At 73.9% G+C, this 15,604-nt stretch carries 12 protein-coding genes and 2 tRNA genes; 7 read left to right on the top strand and 7 right to left on the bottom strand.

The window, feature by feature from the left end:
• The 5 genes from ACRYR2_RS06460 to ACRYR2_RS06440 form a co-directional block, all read right to left on the bottom strand.
• Window positions 1–468 (bottom strand): alpha-hydroxy-acid oxidizing protein (locus ACRYR2_RS06460; RefSeq protein WP_432562016.1); only part of this gene is annotated, 468 nt, incomplete at its 3' end.
• 35 nt (window positions 469–503) lie between these two features.
• Window positions 504–1,913: a purine-cytosine permease family protein gene (locus ACRYR2_RS06455; protein WP_432562004.1), complete on the bottom strand. Its 1,410-nt coding sequence runs from the start codon at window positions 1,911–1,913 to the stop codon at window positions 504–506.
• Between the two features lie 5 nt (window positions 1,914–1,918).
• Window positions 1,919–3,265, bottom strand: a complete 1,347-nt coding sequence (gene hisD / locus ACRYR2_RS06450; protein WP_432562003.1) for a histidinol dehydrogenase — start codon at window positions 3,263–3,265, stop codon at window positions 1,919–1,921.
• Between the two features lie 41 nt (window positions 3,266–3,306).
• Window positions 3,307–4,014 (bottom strand): SDR family NAD(P)-dependent oxidoreductase, encoded by a 708-nt coding sequence (locus tag ACRYR2_RS06445; RefSeq protein ID WP_432562002.1) that lies wholly within the window; start codon window positions 4,012–4,014, stop codon window positions 3,307–3,309.
• A complete protein-coding gene (locus ACRYR2_RS06440) occupies window positions 4,011–4,985 on the bottom strand; it encodes a zinc-dependent alcohol dehydrogenase (protein WP_432562001.1) in 975 nt (324 codons plus the stop codon). The genes ACRYR2_RS06445 and ACRYR2_RS06440 overlap by 4 nt, the downstream gene beginning before the upstream one ends.
• Window positions 4,986–5,132: 147 nt before the next feature.
• Between ACRYR2_RS06440 and ACRYR2_RS06435 the strand changes: the two genes are divergently transcribed.
• Window positions 5,133–5,894, top strand: a complete 762-nt coding sequence (locus ACRYR2_RS06435) for an IclR family transcriptional regulator (RefSeq protein ID WP_432562000.1) — start codon at window positions 5,133–5,135, stop codon at window positions 5,892–5,894.
• A 182-nt stretch (window positions 5,895–6,076) separates the two neighbouring features.
• Window positions 6,077–7,336 carry an allantoate amidohydrolase gene (locus ACRYR2_RS06430; RefSeq protein ID WP_432561999.1) on the top strand — a complete coding sequence of 420 codons (1,260 nt, stop codon included), beginning with the start codon at window positions 6,077–6,079 and terminating at the stop codon, window positions 7,334–7,336.
• A gap of 47 nt (window positions 7,337–7,383) precedes the next feature.
• On the opposite strand, the gene ACRYR2_RS06425 is transcribed toward ACRYR2_RS06430, so the two are convergent.
• Both ACRYR2_RS06425 and ACRYR2_RS06420 read right to left on the bottom strand, forming a co-directional pair.
• The gene (locus tag ACRYR2_RS06425) at window positions 7,384–8,820 is read right to left on the bottom strand and encodes an APC family permease (RefSeq protein WP_432561998.1); all 1,437 of its coding nucleotides are present in this window, start codon (window positions 8,818–8,820) and stop codon (window positions 7,384–7,386) included.
• 59 nt (window positions 8,821–8,879) lie between these two features.
• A complete protein-coding gene (locus ACRYR2_RS06420) occupies window positions 8,880–10,643 on the bottom strand; it encodes a putative bifunctional diguanylate cyclase/phosphodiesterase (RefSeq protein WP_432561997.1) in 1,764 nt (587 codons plus the stop codon).
• A gap of 223 nt (window positions 10,644–10,866) precedes the next feature.
• On the opposite strand from ACRYR2_RS06420, the gene ACRYR2_RS06415 reads away from it, so the two are divergent.
• The 5 genes from ACRYR2_RS06415 to ACRYR2_RS06395 all read left to right on the top strand — a co-directional run bounded on the left by ACRYR2_RS06415 (window position 10,867) and on the right by ACRYR2_RS06395 (window position 15,600).
• Entirely contained in the window at window positions 10,867–13,641 is a 2,775-nt protein-coding gene (locus tag ACRYR2_RS06415) for a putative bifunctional diguanylate cyclase/phosphodiesterase (RefSeq protein ID WP_432561996.1), read from the top strand.
• Window positions 13,642–13,683: 42 nt separating this feature from the next.
• Window positions 13,684–14,226, top strand: a complete 543-nt coding sequence (locus ACRYR2_RS06410) for an FBP domain-containing protein (RefSeq protein ID WP_432561995.1) — start codon at window positions 13,684–13,686, stop codon at window positions 14,224–14,226.
• Window positions 14,227–14,254: 28 nt separating this feature from the next.
• Window positions 14,255–14,329 (top strand) — tRNA-Val (locus ACRYR2_RS06405).
• Window positions 14,330–14,544: 215 nt separating this feature from the next.
• On the top strand, window positions 14,545–15,510 hold the full coding sequence (locus ACRYR2_RS06400) for a glycoside hydrolase family 6 protein (protein WP_432561994.1): 966 nt from the start codon (window positions 14,545–14,547) through the stop codon (window positions 15,508–15,510).
• A gap of 17 nt (window positions 15,511–15,527) precedes the next feature.
• Window positions 15,528–15,600: transfer RNA gene (locus tag ACRYR2_RS06395), tRNA-Gly, on the top strand.
• The last annotated feature ends 4 nt before the right edge of the window (window positions 15,601–15,604 follow it).

Here is a 15,604-nt window from a genome sequence, read left to right as displayed (position 1 = left end):
CCCCCCCCCCCCCCCCCCCCCCCCCCCCGCCCCCCCCCCCCCCCCCCCCCCCCCCCCCCCCCCCCCCCCCCCCCCCCCCCCCCCCCCCCCCCCCCCCCCGCCCCCCCCGCCCCCCCCCCCCCCCCCCCCCCCCCCCCCCCCCCCCCCCCCCCCCCCCCCCCCCACGGCCGGTTCGCCCAGCGGGGAGATCATCCGCGTGTACCCGGTGGGGGCCAGGCCCAGCGGAGCCGCGACGGGCCGCCCGAGGACCGTCGTGGTCAGGTCGGGTTCGGAGACGTCGACCAGGGAGTTCGGGACGAACCGCCAGCGGCGGAAGGCCTCGACGTTGCCGCGCAGGCTCTCCTCCTCGTCGGCGCCGCCGTCGACGTAGTCGAACACCGAGCGGGGCAGCGCACGCCGCGCGGCCCGGCGGAAGTCCTCGACCGTGCGGGCCCTGCCCAGGACCCGGCTGCGGCCGACCTCGGGCACCTTGAGCTGGACGAGTTCCCGGACCTCGGAGAACCTCACGGTGCGACGCTCCCCACCGGCTGGTCACCGTGCACGGCGACGTGCCCGCGGCGGACGGGGGCCACGCGCATGAGCACGTAGTACAGGCCACCGCTGAGGAAGATGCCCAGCAGCCAGGACACGTCCGCACCGCCGAGGGGTTCGACGAACGGGCCCACGTAGAAGCTGGAGTTCACGAACGGCAGCTCCAGGACGATGCCGACGACGTAGGCCGTCATGGCGCGCCAGTCGACCCCGGCGTACCGCCCGTGGGGTTCGAAGATGTCCTCGATGACGTACCGCTCCTTGCGGACCAGGTAGAAGTCCACCAGGTTGATCGAGGTCCACGGGATGAGGAAGTACGCCAGCAGCAGGATGAAGTTCGTGAAGTTGTCCAGGAAGTTCGCGCGGCCGACGATCGCGATGGCCGTGCCGACGACGGCGGCGACCAGGATGATCGCGGCCCGCAGCCACACCCCGACGCGCTCGCGGGAGAACACCGTCAGGGTCGTGGTCGCCGACATGAACATGCCGTAGAGGTTCAGCGCGTTGACCGCGATGTTGCCCGCGACGACGATGAGGAAGAACGCCCACGTCGCGGCGCCGGCCTGGCCGACGATGAAGTCGACGGAGCCGCCGTCGAACGCCTCGGCGGCCGCGGCCGTGGCGACCGCCCCGAAGGCGAACATCCAGGTGGCCGCCAGCACGGTGCCGGCGTACGTGTACCAGAACGACGCCCGGACCGGGGTGTCGACGGGCAGGTAGCGCGAGTAGTCCGCCACGTAGGGCGCGTAGGTCAGCTGCCAGGTCGCGGCCACGGCCATCGCGAGCAGGAACGGTCCCCAGGAGAACCCGGCCGTCGTCCACTCGCCGAACCCGACGTTGCGGACCAGCTGGACCGACAGGACCAGGAAACCGATCCCGGACAGCAGCGACAGCCACTTCTCGGTGGCGTGCAGCAACCGGTAGCCGTAGATCGCCAGGACGGCCGTGACGGCGTTCGCCAGCACGATGCTGGTGTCGACGGACAGTCCGAGCCAGCTGGCCACGGCCTGACCGGTCAGGACGGCGCTGCTGGCGAAGTAGCCCACGTACATCAGCAGCACGAGCACGAGCGGCAGCACCGCACCGACGAAACCGAACTGCGCGCGGCTCTGGATCATCTGCGGGATGCCCAGCAGCGGCCCCTGCGCCGAGTGCAGCGCCATGAACACCGCACCGATGAGGTTGCCGAGCACGATGGCCAGCAGCGCCCACGGCAGCGGAACCCCGACGGCGACCGTGACGGCGCCGGCGGCGATCGCGGTGATGGTCATGTTCGCGCCGAACCACAGCGTGAACAGGCTGCGGACCGAACCGTGGCGCTCGTTCAGCGGGACGAAGTCGATCGAGCGGCGTTCGACGCTCGCGACGGACCGTGCAGCCACCGGGCTCACGCCTCCAGCCGGGCGCGGACGGACGCGGCGTGCGCCGGGAAACCCTCGTGGTCGCAGAACGCGAACACGGTCTGCGCCGTGGCCTCCAGCGCGGGACGGTCGGCCTTGGCGACGGCCGTCCACTTGCGGAACGCATCGGCGGTGATGCCGCTGGAGACCTTGGCGTAGCCGCTGGTGGGCAGCGAGGCCGGGCAGCCGATGACGAAGTTCGCCATCGAGACCGTCGTGTTCTGGCCGAGCAGGACCTCCCCGGCGTCGACGACGAGGTCCAGGACGGCCTCCTCCTCGCGTGCGACCAGCTGCATGTGCTCGGGGGCGAAGGCGTTGGCGACCTCGGCGCCCTCGGCCATGTCGCGGGTCAGGACGACGCCACCGTTCACCCCCAGCGCCCTGCCGGCGTAGGTGCGGCGGGGTTCGGGCAGTTCCTGCAGCTGCCGGGCCAGTTCGGCCTGGGTGGCGGCCAGGAGTCCGGGGCTGTCGGTGACCAGGACGCTGGTGGAGTCGGGACCGTGCTCGGCCTCGTTGAGCAGGTCGGCGGCCAGCAGGCGCGGGTCGGCGGAGTCGTCGGCCAGGACCAGGCTCTCGCTGGGTCCGAGCAGCACGACCCCGACGGTGCCGAACCGCTGGACCTCGAGCTGCGCGCAGGCGACCGGCGGGCTGCCCGGACCGCACAGCTTGCGGACCTTCGGGACGGTCTCGGTGCCGAAGGCCAGCGCGGCGATGCCGGCGGGGCCGTTGGCGCGGAACACGTTCGTCAGCCCGAGTTCGTCGGCCACGACCAGGACGGCCGGGTCGACCTCGCCGCCGGAACCGGGGACCGGCGGGACGACGACCGCGATCTCGGGAACCCCCGCCACGACGGCCGGGACGCCGATCTGGACGAGGACCGAGGGGTAGGAACCCTTTCCGCTGGGGACGAACAGACCGGCGCTGGCGATGGGGCTGACCTTCTCCCCCACGGTCAGGCCGGGGGCGGTCTCGAAGCTCCAGTCGCCCTTGGCGACGAGCTGCTCGTTGAACCGGCGGACGTGGGCGATGGAGTCGCGGATCGCGGCGAGCAGTTCGTCGCTGACCTGCGCCCGGGCGGCGGCGAACTCGGCCGCGGTGACCTTGATGTCCTGCGGTGCGACGGTGCAGCCGTCGAACTTCTCCAGCGCCCGGACGAGCGCGGCGTCGCCGTTCGCGCGGACGTCCTCGACGATCTCCAGCACGCTCTCGCGCAGCTGGGGGTCGAAGATCGCGGACGTGCCGCGGGTGAGCAGGTCGTCGCGCTCGTCCGCGCTCAGGTCCGCCCAGCGGCCGCGCTCGCGCAGCACCTGCGCCTTCTCGGTCGTGGTGGTCACGGGGAACTCCTCGGGTGTTCCGTGGGTGGGGTGGGGGGACGTCACAGCGAGCGGCCACCGTCGAGGGTGACGACGCCACCGGTCATGAAGCGGGCGCTCGGCCCGAGCAGGAACTCGACGGTCTCGCCGATCTCGCGCAGGTCCCCGAACCGGCCGGCGGGGATGTGCGACAGCAGTTCGGCCGACGTCACCGGGTCCTCGAGCCAGGCGCTGGTCATGCGGGACGGGAAGTACCCCGGGCACAGGGCCAGCACCGTGATCCCCTCGCCGCTCCACTCCACCGCGAGCGAGCGGGCGAGGGCCACGGCGGCGGCCTTGCTGACGTTGTAGTCGGTGAAACCCGCCTCGGGACGCTGGGCGTTGACCGAGGCGCTGACGAGGATCGTGCCGGGACGGCTCAGCCGCGGGTACGCCGCCCGCGCCACCCGGTGGGCGCCCACGGTGTTGACGTCGAGGACACCCAGGAAGGAGGCGCTGTCGAGCTCGGCGGCGGGCCGGCCCGCACCGTCGACGCCGGCGTTGGCGAAGACCCCGTCCAGTCCACCCAGACCGGCCACGGCCTCGGCGACGGCGGAGTCGACGGCGGAGTCGTCGCGGACGTCGCAGACGCTGCCGCCCTGCACACCGTCCACCGCGGCCACGCCCTGCGCGGTCGTGCCGGTGATCCAGACGGAGTGGCCGGCGCGGGACAGGTGGTCGGCGCAGGCGCGCCCGATGCCGCTGGTGCCGCCGGTGACGAGGTACCTCACGGCCGGCCGCCCTCCACGATCACCTTGCCGGCCGTCCGGTGCCGCTGCTGCGTCAGGAACTCAGGGAGCTCCTGGAGCGGAACCCGGTGGGTGACGACGCTCGCGTATCGGTCGGGGTCGGCCGCCAGCGCGGCCAGCGCCCGCGGCAGGTGCGCGGTGTCGAAACCCACGCTGCCGGTGATGGTCACCGACCGTTCCACGACGTCGGCCGGTACCAGGCCGGCCGGTTCCTTCGACAGCGCCACCAGCAGCGTGGTGCCCCCGGAGGCGGTGCGGGACACCGCGTCCGGAAGGCTGCCGGGATACCCCGCCGCGTCGACGACGAGGTCGAAGGAGCCGTCCGCGGGCAGGCCGGCCAGGGTGTCGGCGCCGTGCGACCGGGCGAGCTCGGCCCGGACGGCACGGGGTTCCACGACCGTGACGGGAACCCCGGGCCAGCGCCGGGAGAACTCCGCGTGGGCGAACGCGCCGATCGGGCCGTGGCCGAGCAGCAGCACCGAGCGGGGGACGTCCCGGATCCGGTCGACGGCACTGGCGACGACCGCGACGGGTTCGGCCAGGACCGCCACCGCGAGGTCGAGGCCGGCGGGGACCTCGTGCACCGACGCGGCCGGCACCGTGAGCCGGTCGGCGTAGCCGCCGGGGATGCGCTCCCCCAGCCAGGCCATCGCGGTGCACAGGCGCGCTGCGCGGGAGCAGCCGTCGCACGTCCCGCAGGGGATCCTGGAGTCCAGGACGACCCGGGTTCCGACGGCCACGTCCGCACGGGACTCGACGACGGTGCCGGCGACCTCGTGCCCCAGCGTGGCGGGCCAGTACTCGACCCAGTCGCCGGTGGCCACGACGTGCAGGTCCGATCCGCAGACGCCCGTCCACGCGACCTCCACGACGACGTCTCCGGGGCCGGGTTCGACGTCCGGGCGGTCCCCGACCCTCAGGGTGAGGTCCTGGTCCAGGAGCATGGCCCTCATCACTGCCGTCCCCTCGCGTCGCGCAGAAACCCTTGTCGAGTCTGAGATACGAGACTAATGTCTCGGCTCGGAGAGAGAGTAGGGGGAACTCGCTCCGCTCCGGAAGACCTTCCGCAGGTTTCCACGCGTCGGGCGAGGTGGGAGTTCGTGTCCAGCAGCAAGGTGAAGTCCGCCGAACGCGTCATGGCCGTTCTCGACCTGCTCGGGAACCGGGCCTCTCCGATGACCGCGCTGGAGATCGCCGCCGCGCTGGAACTGCCCAAGAGCACCACGCACCACCTGCTCAACGTCATGCAGGAACGGCGCTACGTGGCGTACTGGCCGGATCTGCGCGTGTGGTCGCTGGGCACCAGCGCCCTGGAGATCGGCGCGGCCTACCTGCGCACCGGTCACCTGCAGCACGCCGGCCAGCGCCACCTGGCCGCCCTCACCGCGCGCACGGGGCAGACCAGTCACCTGGCGGTGCTGCAGGGCACCGACGTCCTGTACCTGGACAAGCGGGAACCCCGGGGTTCGGGGATCCGGCTGGTGACCGACGTCGGCACGCGCCTGCCGGCGCACCTGACCGCCGTCGGCCGCTCGATCCTGGCCCTGCTCCCCGACGCCGAACTCCGCGCCGTGTTCACCGAGTACGAGTGGCCACGGCGCACCGACGTGCAGATCAGCTCGCTGGAGGCGTTGCGAGAGGTGCTGGCCCAGGTGCGCGAGGCCGGACACGCGGTGGAGGTCGGTTCGACGACCTCGGGCATCGAGTGCGTGGCCGCACCCGTCGTCGGGCCGGACGGACGCGCGGTGGCGGCCATCGGGATCGCGATGGTGGCTGGAACGCGCCCCCGGCCGGCGGAGGAGTACGCCGCGGACGTGCGGGACCTCGCCCAGCAGTTCTCCCGGACGCTCAGCGGCGTCTGACCGGCGTTGCCGCGAGATGACCTGTCCAGCATCCTGGACGCCAGGTCCATCCGCCGGGTGTGCACCCCGGCTCGGGCCGGGTTGACTGGCCCCGTACGGAGGTGCGGCCGCCGCGTCGGACGGCGGACCGGCACCGGCACCGCCACGCGATCCGTCCGCCTGAGCCCTCCGAGGTGTTGTCGATGCACGAGACGACCGGAACGACCGGGACGACCGGGAAGCTGCTCGCGGCCATCGCCGGCACCGGGCGGGACGCCGTCCGCGGCGGGTACTCCCGTCCGGTGTTCTCCACCGCCGAGCGCGAACTGCTCGACTGGTACGTCGGTGAACTCGGCCGCCGCGGGCTGGAAGCCCAGACCGACCGCAACGGGATCGTGTGGGCCTGGTGGAACCCCACCGGTGCGCCGCCGGCCGGGGCGGTGGTGACCGGCAGCCACCTGGACTCCGTACCCGGCGGCGGTGCGTTCGACGGCCCGCTGGGGGTGGCCTCGGCACTGCGTGCGCTGGACCTGCTGCGCGAACGCGGCATCCAGCCGGCCCGGCCCCTGGGCCTGGCGGTGTTCCCCGAGGAGGAGGGCTCCCGGTTCGGGGTGGCCTGCCTGGGGTCGCGGCTGCTGACCGGGGCGATCTCCGCCGAGCGCGCGCTGGGTCTGACCGATCCGGAGGGGAACACCTTCGCCGACGTCGCCCGCGCCGCCGGGCTGGACCCGGCCGGTTTCGGTCGCGACGACGAGACGCTGGCGCGGATCGGCACCTTCGTCGAACTGCACGTCGAGCAGGGCCGCGGGCTGGTCGACCTCGACGCCCCCGTCGCGGTGGCGTCCTCGATCCTCGGGCACGGCCGCTGGAGGTTCTCCGTGCACGGCCAGGGCAACCACGCCGGCACGACGCTGCTGGCCGACCGGCGCGATCCGCTGCTGGCGGCCTCGCGGCTGGTGGTCGCCGTCCGCGAGGTCGCCGCGGCCCACCCCGGGACGCGGGCCACCGTCGGCCGGTTCCAGCCGGTGCCCGGCGGGACGAACGTCATCGCCTCCCGCGTGGACCTGTGGCTGGACGTGCGCCACCCGCACGACGCGGTCACCGCGGCCGTCGTCGCCGAGATCTCCCGCCGCGCCCAGGAGCTGGCCGCCGACGAGGGCTGCACGGTGCAGGTGCGTGAGGAGTCGCTCAGCCCCACGGTCGACTTCGACCCGGCGCTGGCGCGGCGGCTCACCACGGCACTGGGCGGGGTTCCGAACCTGCCGACCGGCGCCGGGCACGACGCCGGGGTGCTGGCCGAGCGGGTTCCGACGGCCATGCTGTTCACCCGCAACCCGACCGGTGTGTCGCACTCGCCGGAGGAGTTCTGCACCGACGAGGACGCCGAGCTCGGGTCGGTCGCCCTGGCCGACGTGCTGGCCGACCTGCTCACCGGGCACTCCTGCGGAACCCCACCCGGCTGACGGTCCGCCCGGGCCACCGGGCTCCCGTCGAGGGGCCGCCCGGCGGCTCAGCGACGGACGTCGACCTGCTGCGTGCTGCGCCGCTTCCACACGTAGGTGATCCCCCACAGCACGACGCCGAGCGCCACGAGGATCCCCGCGATCCGGTACTGCTCGGGATCGCGGCCGGACGTCCACGGCAGCACCAGGTACGCGCAGGCCACGGCGCCGACCACGGGCAGGACCGGTCCGGCGTGGAAGTGCCGCTGCGGCACGCGGTCCCGACGCAGCACCAGCACGCTGACGTTCACGACGCAGAACACGGTGAGCAGCAGCAGCGACGTGGTGCCGCCGAGGATCGCCACCACGGGCGAGTCCGGGGCCAGCGAGACGTAGGAGATGAGCGCGAGGGCGATGGCCGTCGTCAGCAGGATCGAGACCCACGGCGTGCGGCGGAACGGGTGCACGGCCGACAGGAACGGCGGCAGCACCCGCTGCCTGCTCATGCCGTACAGCAACCGGCTGGCCATCATCATGTTGATGAGGGCCGAGTTCGCGACGGCGAACATCGAGATGAACGGCAGCAGGTCCGACATCGGGAAACCCGGGGCGGCGGTCTGGGCCACCTCCACGAGCGGGGTCTCGCTCTCCCGCAGCACCCCCACCGGCACGACGGCCACCGCGCAGATCGAGACCAGCACGTAGATGACGGCCGTGATCGACAACCCCGTGAGCATGGTGCGGGGGAAGATCCGGGTGGGGTCCTTCGTCTCCTCGGCCATGTTCACCGAGTCCTCGAAACCCACCATCGCGAAGAACGCCAGCGACGTCGCCGTGCTCACCGCCAGCAGCACGTTCTTGTCCTCGGGCGTCTCGAACAGCACGACCCGGGAGAAGTCCGCCTCACCGCCGAAGATCGCGTAGAGACCCAGCAGGATCACCGTCAGCAGACCCGTGAGCTCCACCAGCGTGAGGACCACGTTGAGCTTCACGCTCTCGCTGACGCCGCGGAAGTTCACCGCCATCACCAGCAGGATGAAACCCATCGCGATGAGCAGGACCCCCACGTTGCCGAGCCCGAGGCCGAACCCCTCGACGAGGTTGGCCGCGAAGGCGCGGGAGGCGGCCGAGGCCGAGGTGATCCCCGAGCACATGACGACGAAGCAGACCAGGAAGGTGAGGAAGTGCACGCCGAAGGCCTTGTGCACGTACAGCGCCGCACCGGCCGCCTGCGGGTACTTCGTCACCAGTTCCATGTACGAGAAGGCGGTGACGGTGGCCACGGCGAACGCGACCAGGAACGGCAGCCAGGCCGCGCCGCCGACCTCGCCGGCGACCTGACCGGTCAGCGCGTACACACCGGTGCCGAGGATGTCCCCGACGATGAAGAGCAGCAGCAGCTTGGGCCCGATGACGCGTTTGAGTTCGGGCGGGGACTCGTTCTGAACCTCGGCGGCGCTCACGACGGCCTCCCACGGCGGTGCCACGGTCCGGACCCGTCTCATCGTGGCAGCGTCGGGGTCATCGGTCCACAGCGGCCGGGTGGGTCCCGGACCGGGAGGGATCAGGCGGAGACGCGCACGCTCCCGGCCGGGGCGCAGGTGCGCGGGAACCAGCGCTCCTCCGGGGCGGGAACCCCGAAGTGGAAGCCCTGGGCGTGCTGCCACCCCTGCGCGCGCACGTGGGCGGCCTGCGCCGGGGTCTCCACCCCCTCGCAGGTCGAGGACAGCTCGAAGCTGCCGGCCAGGCTCACGACGGCGGCGGCGATCCGGTCCGAACTGGTGTCCTCGGGAAGGTCCGCGACGAACGAGCGGTCGAGCTTGAGCCCGCTGACGGGAAGACGGCGCAGGTAGGACAACGCCGAGTACCCGGTGCCGAAGTCGTCGAGCAGGACGGCGACGCCGAGCTCGTGCAGGTCGCGCAGCTCCTGCTCGGTCACCGCGTCCCCCGAGACCAGGGACGTCTCCAGCAGTTCGACGGCCAGCAGCGAGGGGTCCAGTCCGCGCCGCCGCAGGCCGCGCGCGACCGAGGCCGCGAAGGTGCCGTCGAGGCGCCGGGCGGAGGTGTTGACGGCCACCCGCACCTCGGGGTGGCGGGCGAGGAACTCCAGCGCCTCCTCCAGGACGACGGCGTCGATGGCGGTGACCAGACCGCAGTCCTCGGCGACGTCGAGGAACTGCCCCGGCAGCAGCAGACCCCGGCTGGGGTGGGCCCACCGCACGAGCGCCTCGAAACCCGTGCGGTGACCGTCCCGCAGGCTGACGACGGGCTGGTAGTGCACGCGCAGCTCACCGCGCTCGAGCGCCCGGCGCAGGTCGTTCTCCAGGGTCAGCCGGCGGACGGCCCGTTCGCGCATGGCGTCGGTGAACAGCCGGCAGCACCCGCCGCCGGCCGCCTTGGCGGCGTCCAGGGCGGTGTTGGCGTCGCGCAGCAGCGTCGCCGCGTCCAGCGGCGGCGTCGTGCCCCGGCCCACCTGCGGGCTGGATCCGGCGCCCACCGCCGGAGGGGCCTGCAGGTCGACGACGACGAGGCCGGTGCTGACCGAGCGACGCAGCTCCTGGGGCCCGTCCTCGGTGTCCACCGACAGCGGCGCGGCCAGGCTGCGGGTGAGCCGGCGGGCCACGTCGGCGGCCTCCTCGCCGTCGGTCAGCCCGTCCAGGACCACGAGGAACTCGTCGTCGCCGAGCCGGGCCACGCTGTCCCCACCGCGGACCCCGGCCAGCAGCCGGCGGGCGATCCCCACGAGCACCTGGTCGCCCACCGCGTGGTCGTAGCTCTCGTTGACCACCCGGAAGCGGTCCAGGTCGACGGCGAGCACCCCCAGCAGACCGGAGCGCGACGCCAGCCGGTTCGTCAGGTCGGCCACCACCCCGGACCGGCTGCGCAGCCGGGTCAGCGGGTCGTGGTCGCTGCCGCGCCCGCGGCCGCGCTGGTCGGCGTCGACGAGCTGGACCAGGACGACCGGGGAACCGCCCCCGCGCCCCCCGTCGTGCAGTTCCGGCGGTGCGGAACGGGCCAGCGAGCACACGGCCTGGCCCCGCAGGGCGGTGCCGTCGGCCCGGCGCACGAGCAGTTCGGCCGTGACGGTCGGCGTCCCGGCGAGCAGTTCCTCGACCACGCCCTCGAGGTCGACGGCGCCCTCGGCGCCGCCGACCGCGCGGAGCAGCCCCCCGAGTTCGCGGCCCAGCAGGTCCTGGCCGCGGACGTGCAGCAGGCGGGCGAAGGCGTCGTTGACGCGCACGACCCGACCCCGCAGGTCGGTCACGGCCATGCCGACGGCCGCAGACATCACCACGTGGGCGAGGTCGGGCCCTGGCTCGTGCTGCACCGAACACCTCCCCTCGGGAAACTCATCAGCACAACTTCTAGAAGAATCCAGCCGAGCGATGAGTGTGTCGGGTTCCTGCCCAGGACACAAACGGGTGCGGGTCGGCCGCGGTCGCCTCGCCGGCGCCACCACCGGCCCGGCGCCACCGACCGCGCGGAGGTCACCGCGGACGTCCCGCGGACGGACGCTCAGGATCGACGCTCCGCGTACCGATCCACAACGGGTGGCGGACCTCCCCGAACAGCACGTGCGACGCGCGATCAGCCTGCGCGCCCGCCTGCTCGTGCTCGTGCTGGTCCCCCTCATCGGGTTCACCGCCTTCGCCTCGATCCTCGTCAGCCAGCGGTTCGAGCGCGCCCGGGCCGCCGAGGACGCCGTCCGCGAGGTCCGCGCCGCCGTCGCGCTCGACGCGCTGCGCGCCCGGATCGCCGAGGAGGCGATCCCCCTGGTCTCCGGCGTCGAACTGCTCGACCTCACGGCCGCCGAAGCCCCCGGCGCAGGCACCGCGGACGGCAGCGACCTGGCCGCCGACCTGCAGGAGCTGTACGACCAGGCCGTCGCCCGCACCGACGACGCCGTGCTGCGGGCCACGGACGTCCCGGGCACCGAGGAACTCGTGGGCCCGCAGGTCGAGGCGGCCGTCGAGCGCCTGACCGCCGTCCGCGCCTCCCGCGACGCCGGCCGGACCGCCAGCGCCCGCGAGACCAGCAACCGGATGCTCTTCGACAAGTACCGCTACCTCGTCTCCCAGCTGAGCGACGCCGTCGACGCGCACCTGGCCACCGCCGCCACCGAGGGCGCCGACGAGGACCTGCAGGACGCCGTCGCCGACCTGCGGCTCGCCGCCCGCGCCACCACGCTGGCCGGCGAGGAGGTGCCCTACTACCTCGGCTACCTCGCGGCCCCGGCCGGCACCGAGGACGCCGCGCAGCAGCTGTTCCTGCGCAGCTGGGCCGGGTTCAGGCTCGCCTCCGAGGACGTCTCCACCGCGCGGCAGGCCGTGGTCCGCTCCGCCTGGACGGCCGCCCTGGCCGACCCGGACACGCGCACCGTCGACACGACCCTGGCCACGGCCGTCGGCGGTGGTGCCCCCGCAGGGCCGACCTCGCAGGTCCTGTTCACGCTCAGCTCCTCCGTCGTGGGCCGCGACGACGCCCTGCGCGCCGTCCTGGACACCGCCGCCCACCAGGCGGTCGCCGCCGCCGAGGCCTACCGCGGCGCCGCCCACGCCGACCTCGTCGAGTACGCCCTGGCCACCGGCGTCCTGCTCCTGCTGTCCGTCGGCGCGACCCTGGTCACCAGCCGCTCCATCGGAGCCCCGCTGGCCCGGCTGGCCGAGGCGGCCGGCGCCATCAGCCGCGGTGAGCTCATCGACGTGCGGATCGAGGGACCGCCGGAGACCCGGACCGTGGCCCGCGGCCTCGGCGCGGCCGTCGCCAGCCTGCGCACCGTCCAGGCCCAGGCCCAGGCCGTCGCCGACGGGAACCTGCAGGACGACATCCTGCGCCGCCCGCTCGGCGGCCCCCTCGGCCGCGTCGTGCACGCGTCGGTCCTGCAGATCATCAGCGCGATGCGCGACCGCGAACGGCTGCAGGAGGACCTGGCCCACCAGGCCACGCACGACGCCCTGACCACCCTGCCCAACCGCGCCGAGGCCCTGGCCCAGGTCGACCGGGCCCTGCGCCGCGCCCGCCGCACGGGCGAGCGCGTCGGGCTGCTGTTCCTCGACCTCGACCAGTTCAAGACCGTCAACGACACCCTGGGCCACGGCGCCGGTGACGCCGTGCTGCAGGCCGTCGCGCAGCGCCTGCGTGAACGCGTGCGGACCGTCGACGTGGTCGCGCGCCTGGGGGGCGACGAGTTCGTCGTCCTCGTCGAGCACGTCCAGGACGAGCGCAACCTCGTGGAGTTCGGGCAGACGCTCGTCGAGACCGTCTCGGCTCCCATCGCGCTGCCCGGGTCCACCGAGACCCGGGCCGTCGTCGGCGCCAGCGTGGGGATCGCGGTCAGCCACCCCCCGGCCGACGACACCGACCCGCGGGTCGGCGTCGACGCCGACCGGCTGCTGCAGGAGGCGCAGACCGCCGCCCACCGCGCCAAGGCCGGGCGCACCGGCGGCGACGACGCGGGCCACCTCGGCGGGCGAGGCCGTGTGGAGGTCTACGACGACGCGCTGCGCGCCGCGCTGGCCGCGCAGGCCGCCGTCGAGGACGGGCTGCGGCACGCCCTGGCGAACGACGAACTGGTCCTGCACTACCAGCCGGTCACCGACCTGGCCACGGGCCGCGTCCGCAGCGTCGAGGCGCTCGTGCGCTGGGAGAAGCCCGGCGAGGGGCTGGTCCCCCCGGGCCGGTTCATCCCCGTCGCGGAGAGCTCGGACCTCATCTGCGACCTGGGCCGGTGGGCCCTGCGCACCTCGCTGGCGCAACTGGCCGCCTTCGACGCGGCCGGCGGTCCCTGCGCCGGGCTGCGGGTGGCGGTCAACGTCTCCGGCCGGCACCTGCGCTCGCCGCGGCTGGTGGACGACGTCCGCACGGCGCTCGCCGTCGCGGGCACCGCCCCCGACCGGCTCACGCTGGAGATCACCGAGACCGTCATGGTCGAGGACGCCGGCGCCTGGTCCCGCCTGGAGGAGCTGCGGGCCATCGGCGTGCGGGTGGCCATCGACGACTTCGGAACGGGCTACACCTCCTTCGGGCAGCTGTCCCGCGTCCCGGTGGACGTGCTGAAGATCGACCGCAGCTTCGTCGACTCCGACGACCCGCGCACGGTCGAGCTCGTCCGGCTCGTCGTCGGCGCGGCCCGCAGCTTCGGCCTCGGGGTCGTCGCCGAGGGCGTGGAGCAGGCCGCCCAGGTCCACGCGCTGCAGGCCACCGGGTGCGACACCGCGCAGGGCTTCTACTTCTCCCGGCCGGTGCCGGCCGGACGGCTGCCGGCGGCCGTGACGGGCTGCGCGGAGGTCTTCGACGCCACCTGCCGGTTCGAAACGGCGAGCTGACAGGCGTAGCCTCTCGCTGTTTTTGCCGCTGGAGGAGACGACGTGTCGACGACAACCGTGCGGGGGATCGACCCCGGTCACCTGACCGACGAGGCCATCCGCTCGACGATGACGAACTGCTCGCGGGGCGAGGCGCACCGGATGCGCGTGCCCGAGTGGGTGCACACCAGCGACCCCGTGCACGAGGTCGTCGGCTGGCGCGACCCCAAGGCTCCCGAACGCGGCTGGCTGCTGGTCCCGATGGGTGAGGCCGTCGTCGGCCTGGCGCTGCGGGTGACCCCCGGCAAGGGCGTGCGGACCACCGCGATGTGCGACCTGTGCCGCACGACCCGCGCCCCGGGCGAGGTGGCGCTGTTCGTCGCCGCCCGCGCGGGCGAGTCCGGCCGCAAGCTGAACACCGTCGGCACGTACGTCTGCAGCGACCTGGCCTGCGCCGACAACGTCCGCGTGCTGCGGGCCACGCCGACGCTGAAACCCGACCCGGGGCTGAGCATCTCCCAGCGCCGGGAGGCGTTGCGGGACCGGGCGGTCGCGTTCGCGCAGCGGGTCCTGGCGACCGCCGACCGAGGCACCCGCGGGGTGTGAGAGCATGAACTCCCCCGCGAGGGGGCCCGGGCGATTGGCGCAGCGGTAGCGCGCTTCCCTGACACGGAAGAGGTCACTGGTTCGATCCCAGTATCGCCCACCACCGGTTCCCGGCACCTCTGCCGAGGTCCGCTCCCGCGTCGATCCACCGCCGGTCCACCACCGGAGCGCTGACGCCCGCACCCCGTCCCGTTGCGCCGGGCGGGTCGTCCACGTCACCCGGGTGGCTCCTGCGCCTCCACCCCGGGTCGTCGCGACCGGCCGGACCGGGTTCCCTGGTCCTCCGGAGAGGTCGGGACGGGAACCGCGGGAGGTGGCGTGCGTCGGGCGGGTCTGCTCGGGGTGGTCGGCGGTCTCGTCGTGGCGCTGACGTGCACGGGAGCGAGCGTGGGAGAACCGACGTCCCGGCTGGGGGTCCGACCGCTGTACGCGTCCCCGGACACCCTGGCCCGGCAGCAGCTGGCCGTGTACGAGACGTCGGGGCAGACCGCGCTGGCCGAGGCGCTGCGCCCGCTGGCCGAGGCGCCGACCGCCACCTGGTTCACGGGCGGCCCGCCGCGGGCCCGCGCCGAGGCACTGACGAGCGCCGCCGCGACCGCCGGGCAGTTGCCCGTCCTCGTCGCCTACGCCGTGCCCGGCCGCGACTGCGGTCAGCACTCGGCGGGTGGGGCGGGTGACGACGACGCCTACCTGGCCTGGGTGAGCGAGCTGGCCGCGGGCATCGGAGACCGGCCGGCGGTCGTCGTGCTGGAACCGGACGCCCTGGCCCACACCGTCACCGGGTGCGCGGGCAGTTCCCCGGCGCGGTACGCGCTGCTCGCGCGGGCCGTCGAGGTCCTGACCGCCGGGGCGGGAACCCACGTCTACGTCGACGCCGGGCACGCCGGCTGGGTGGCCGACCTCGACGCGCTGGCCGCGGCCCTGCGCGCCTCCGGCCTGGACCGGGCGGCGGGTTTCTCCCTCAACGTCTCGAACTTCCAGTCGAGTGCGGCCAGCGTCGCCTACGGCCGCAGGCTGTCGGCGCTGACCGGTGGGGCGCACTTCGTCGTCGACACCAGCCGCAACGGCTCCGGCCCGCTGCCCGGGGACGACGGTGGAACCAGCTGGTGCAACCCGCCCGGACGCACTCTCGGGCACGTGCCCTCGACGCTGACCGGTGAGGAACTCGTCGACGCCTGGTTGTGGGTCAAGGCTCCCGGTGAGTCCGACGGTGCGTGCCGGCCCGGGGAACCGGTTGCGGGGCAGTGGTGGGGCGATTACGCCCTGGGTCTGGTGGGCGTGTAGAGTCGGCCACGCACGTTGCGGACGTAGCGCAGTTGGTAGCGCATCACCTTGCCAAGGTGAGGGTCGCGAGTTCGAGTCTCGTCGTCCGCTCTCT

This window comes from Kineococcus deserti (assembly GCF_050871945.1).
Taxonomy (GTDB): Bacteria; Actinomycetota; Actinomycetes; order Actinomycetales; family Kineococcaceae; genus Kineococcus.
The sequence above is the reverse complement of the archived record's forward strand: the minus strand, read 5'-3'. Positions and strand labels throughout refer to the sequence as shown.

Coding starts and splice junctions, on each gene's coding strand:
- ACRYR2_RS06425 (WP_432561998.1), bottom strand. CDS start 8,820: ATGAGACGGGTCCGGACCGTGGCACCGCCGTGGGAGGCCGTCGTGAGC.
- ACRYR2_RS06440 (WP_432562001.1), bottom strand. CDS start 4,985: ATGAGGGCCATGCTCCTGGACCAGGACCTCACCCTGAGGGTCGGGGAC.
- ACRYR2_RS06430 (WP_432561999.1), top strand. CDS start 6,077: ATGCACGAGACGACCGGAACGACCGGGACGACCGGGAAGCTGCTCGCG.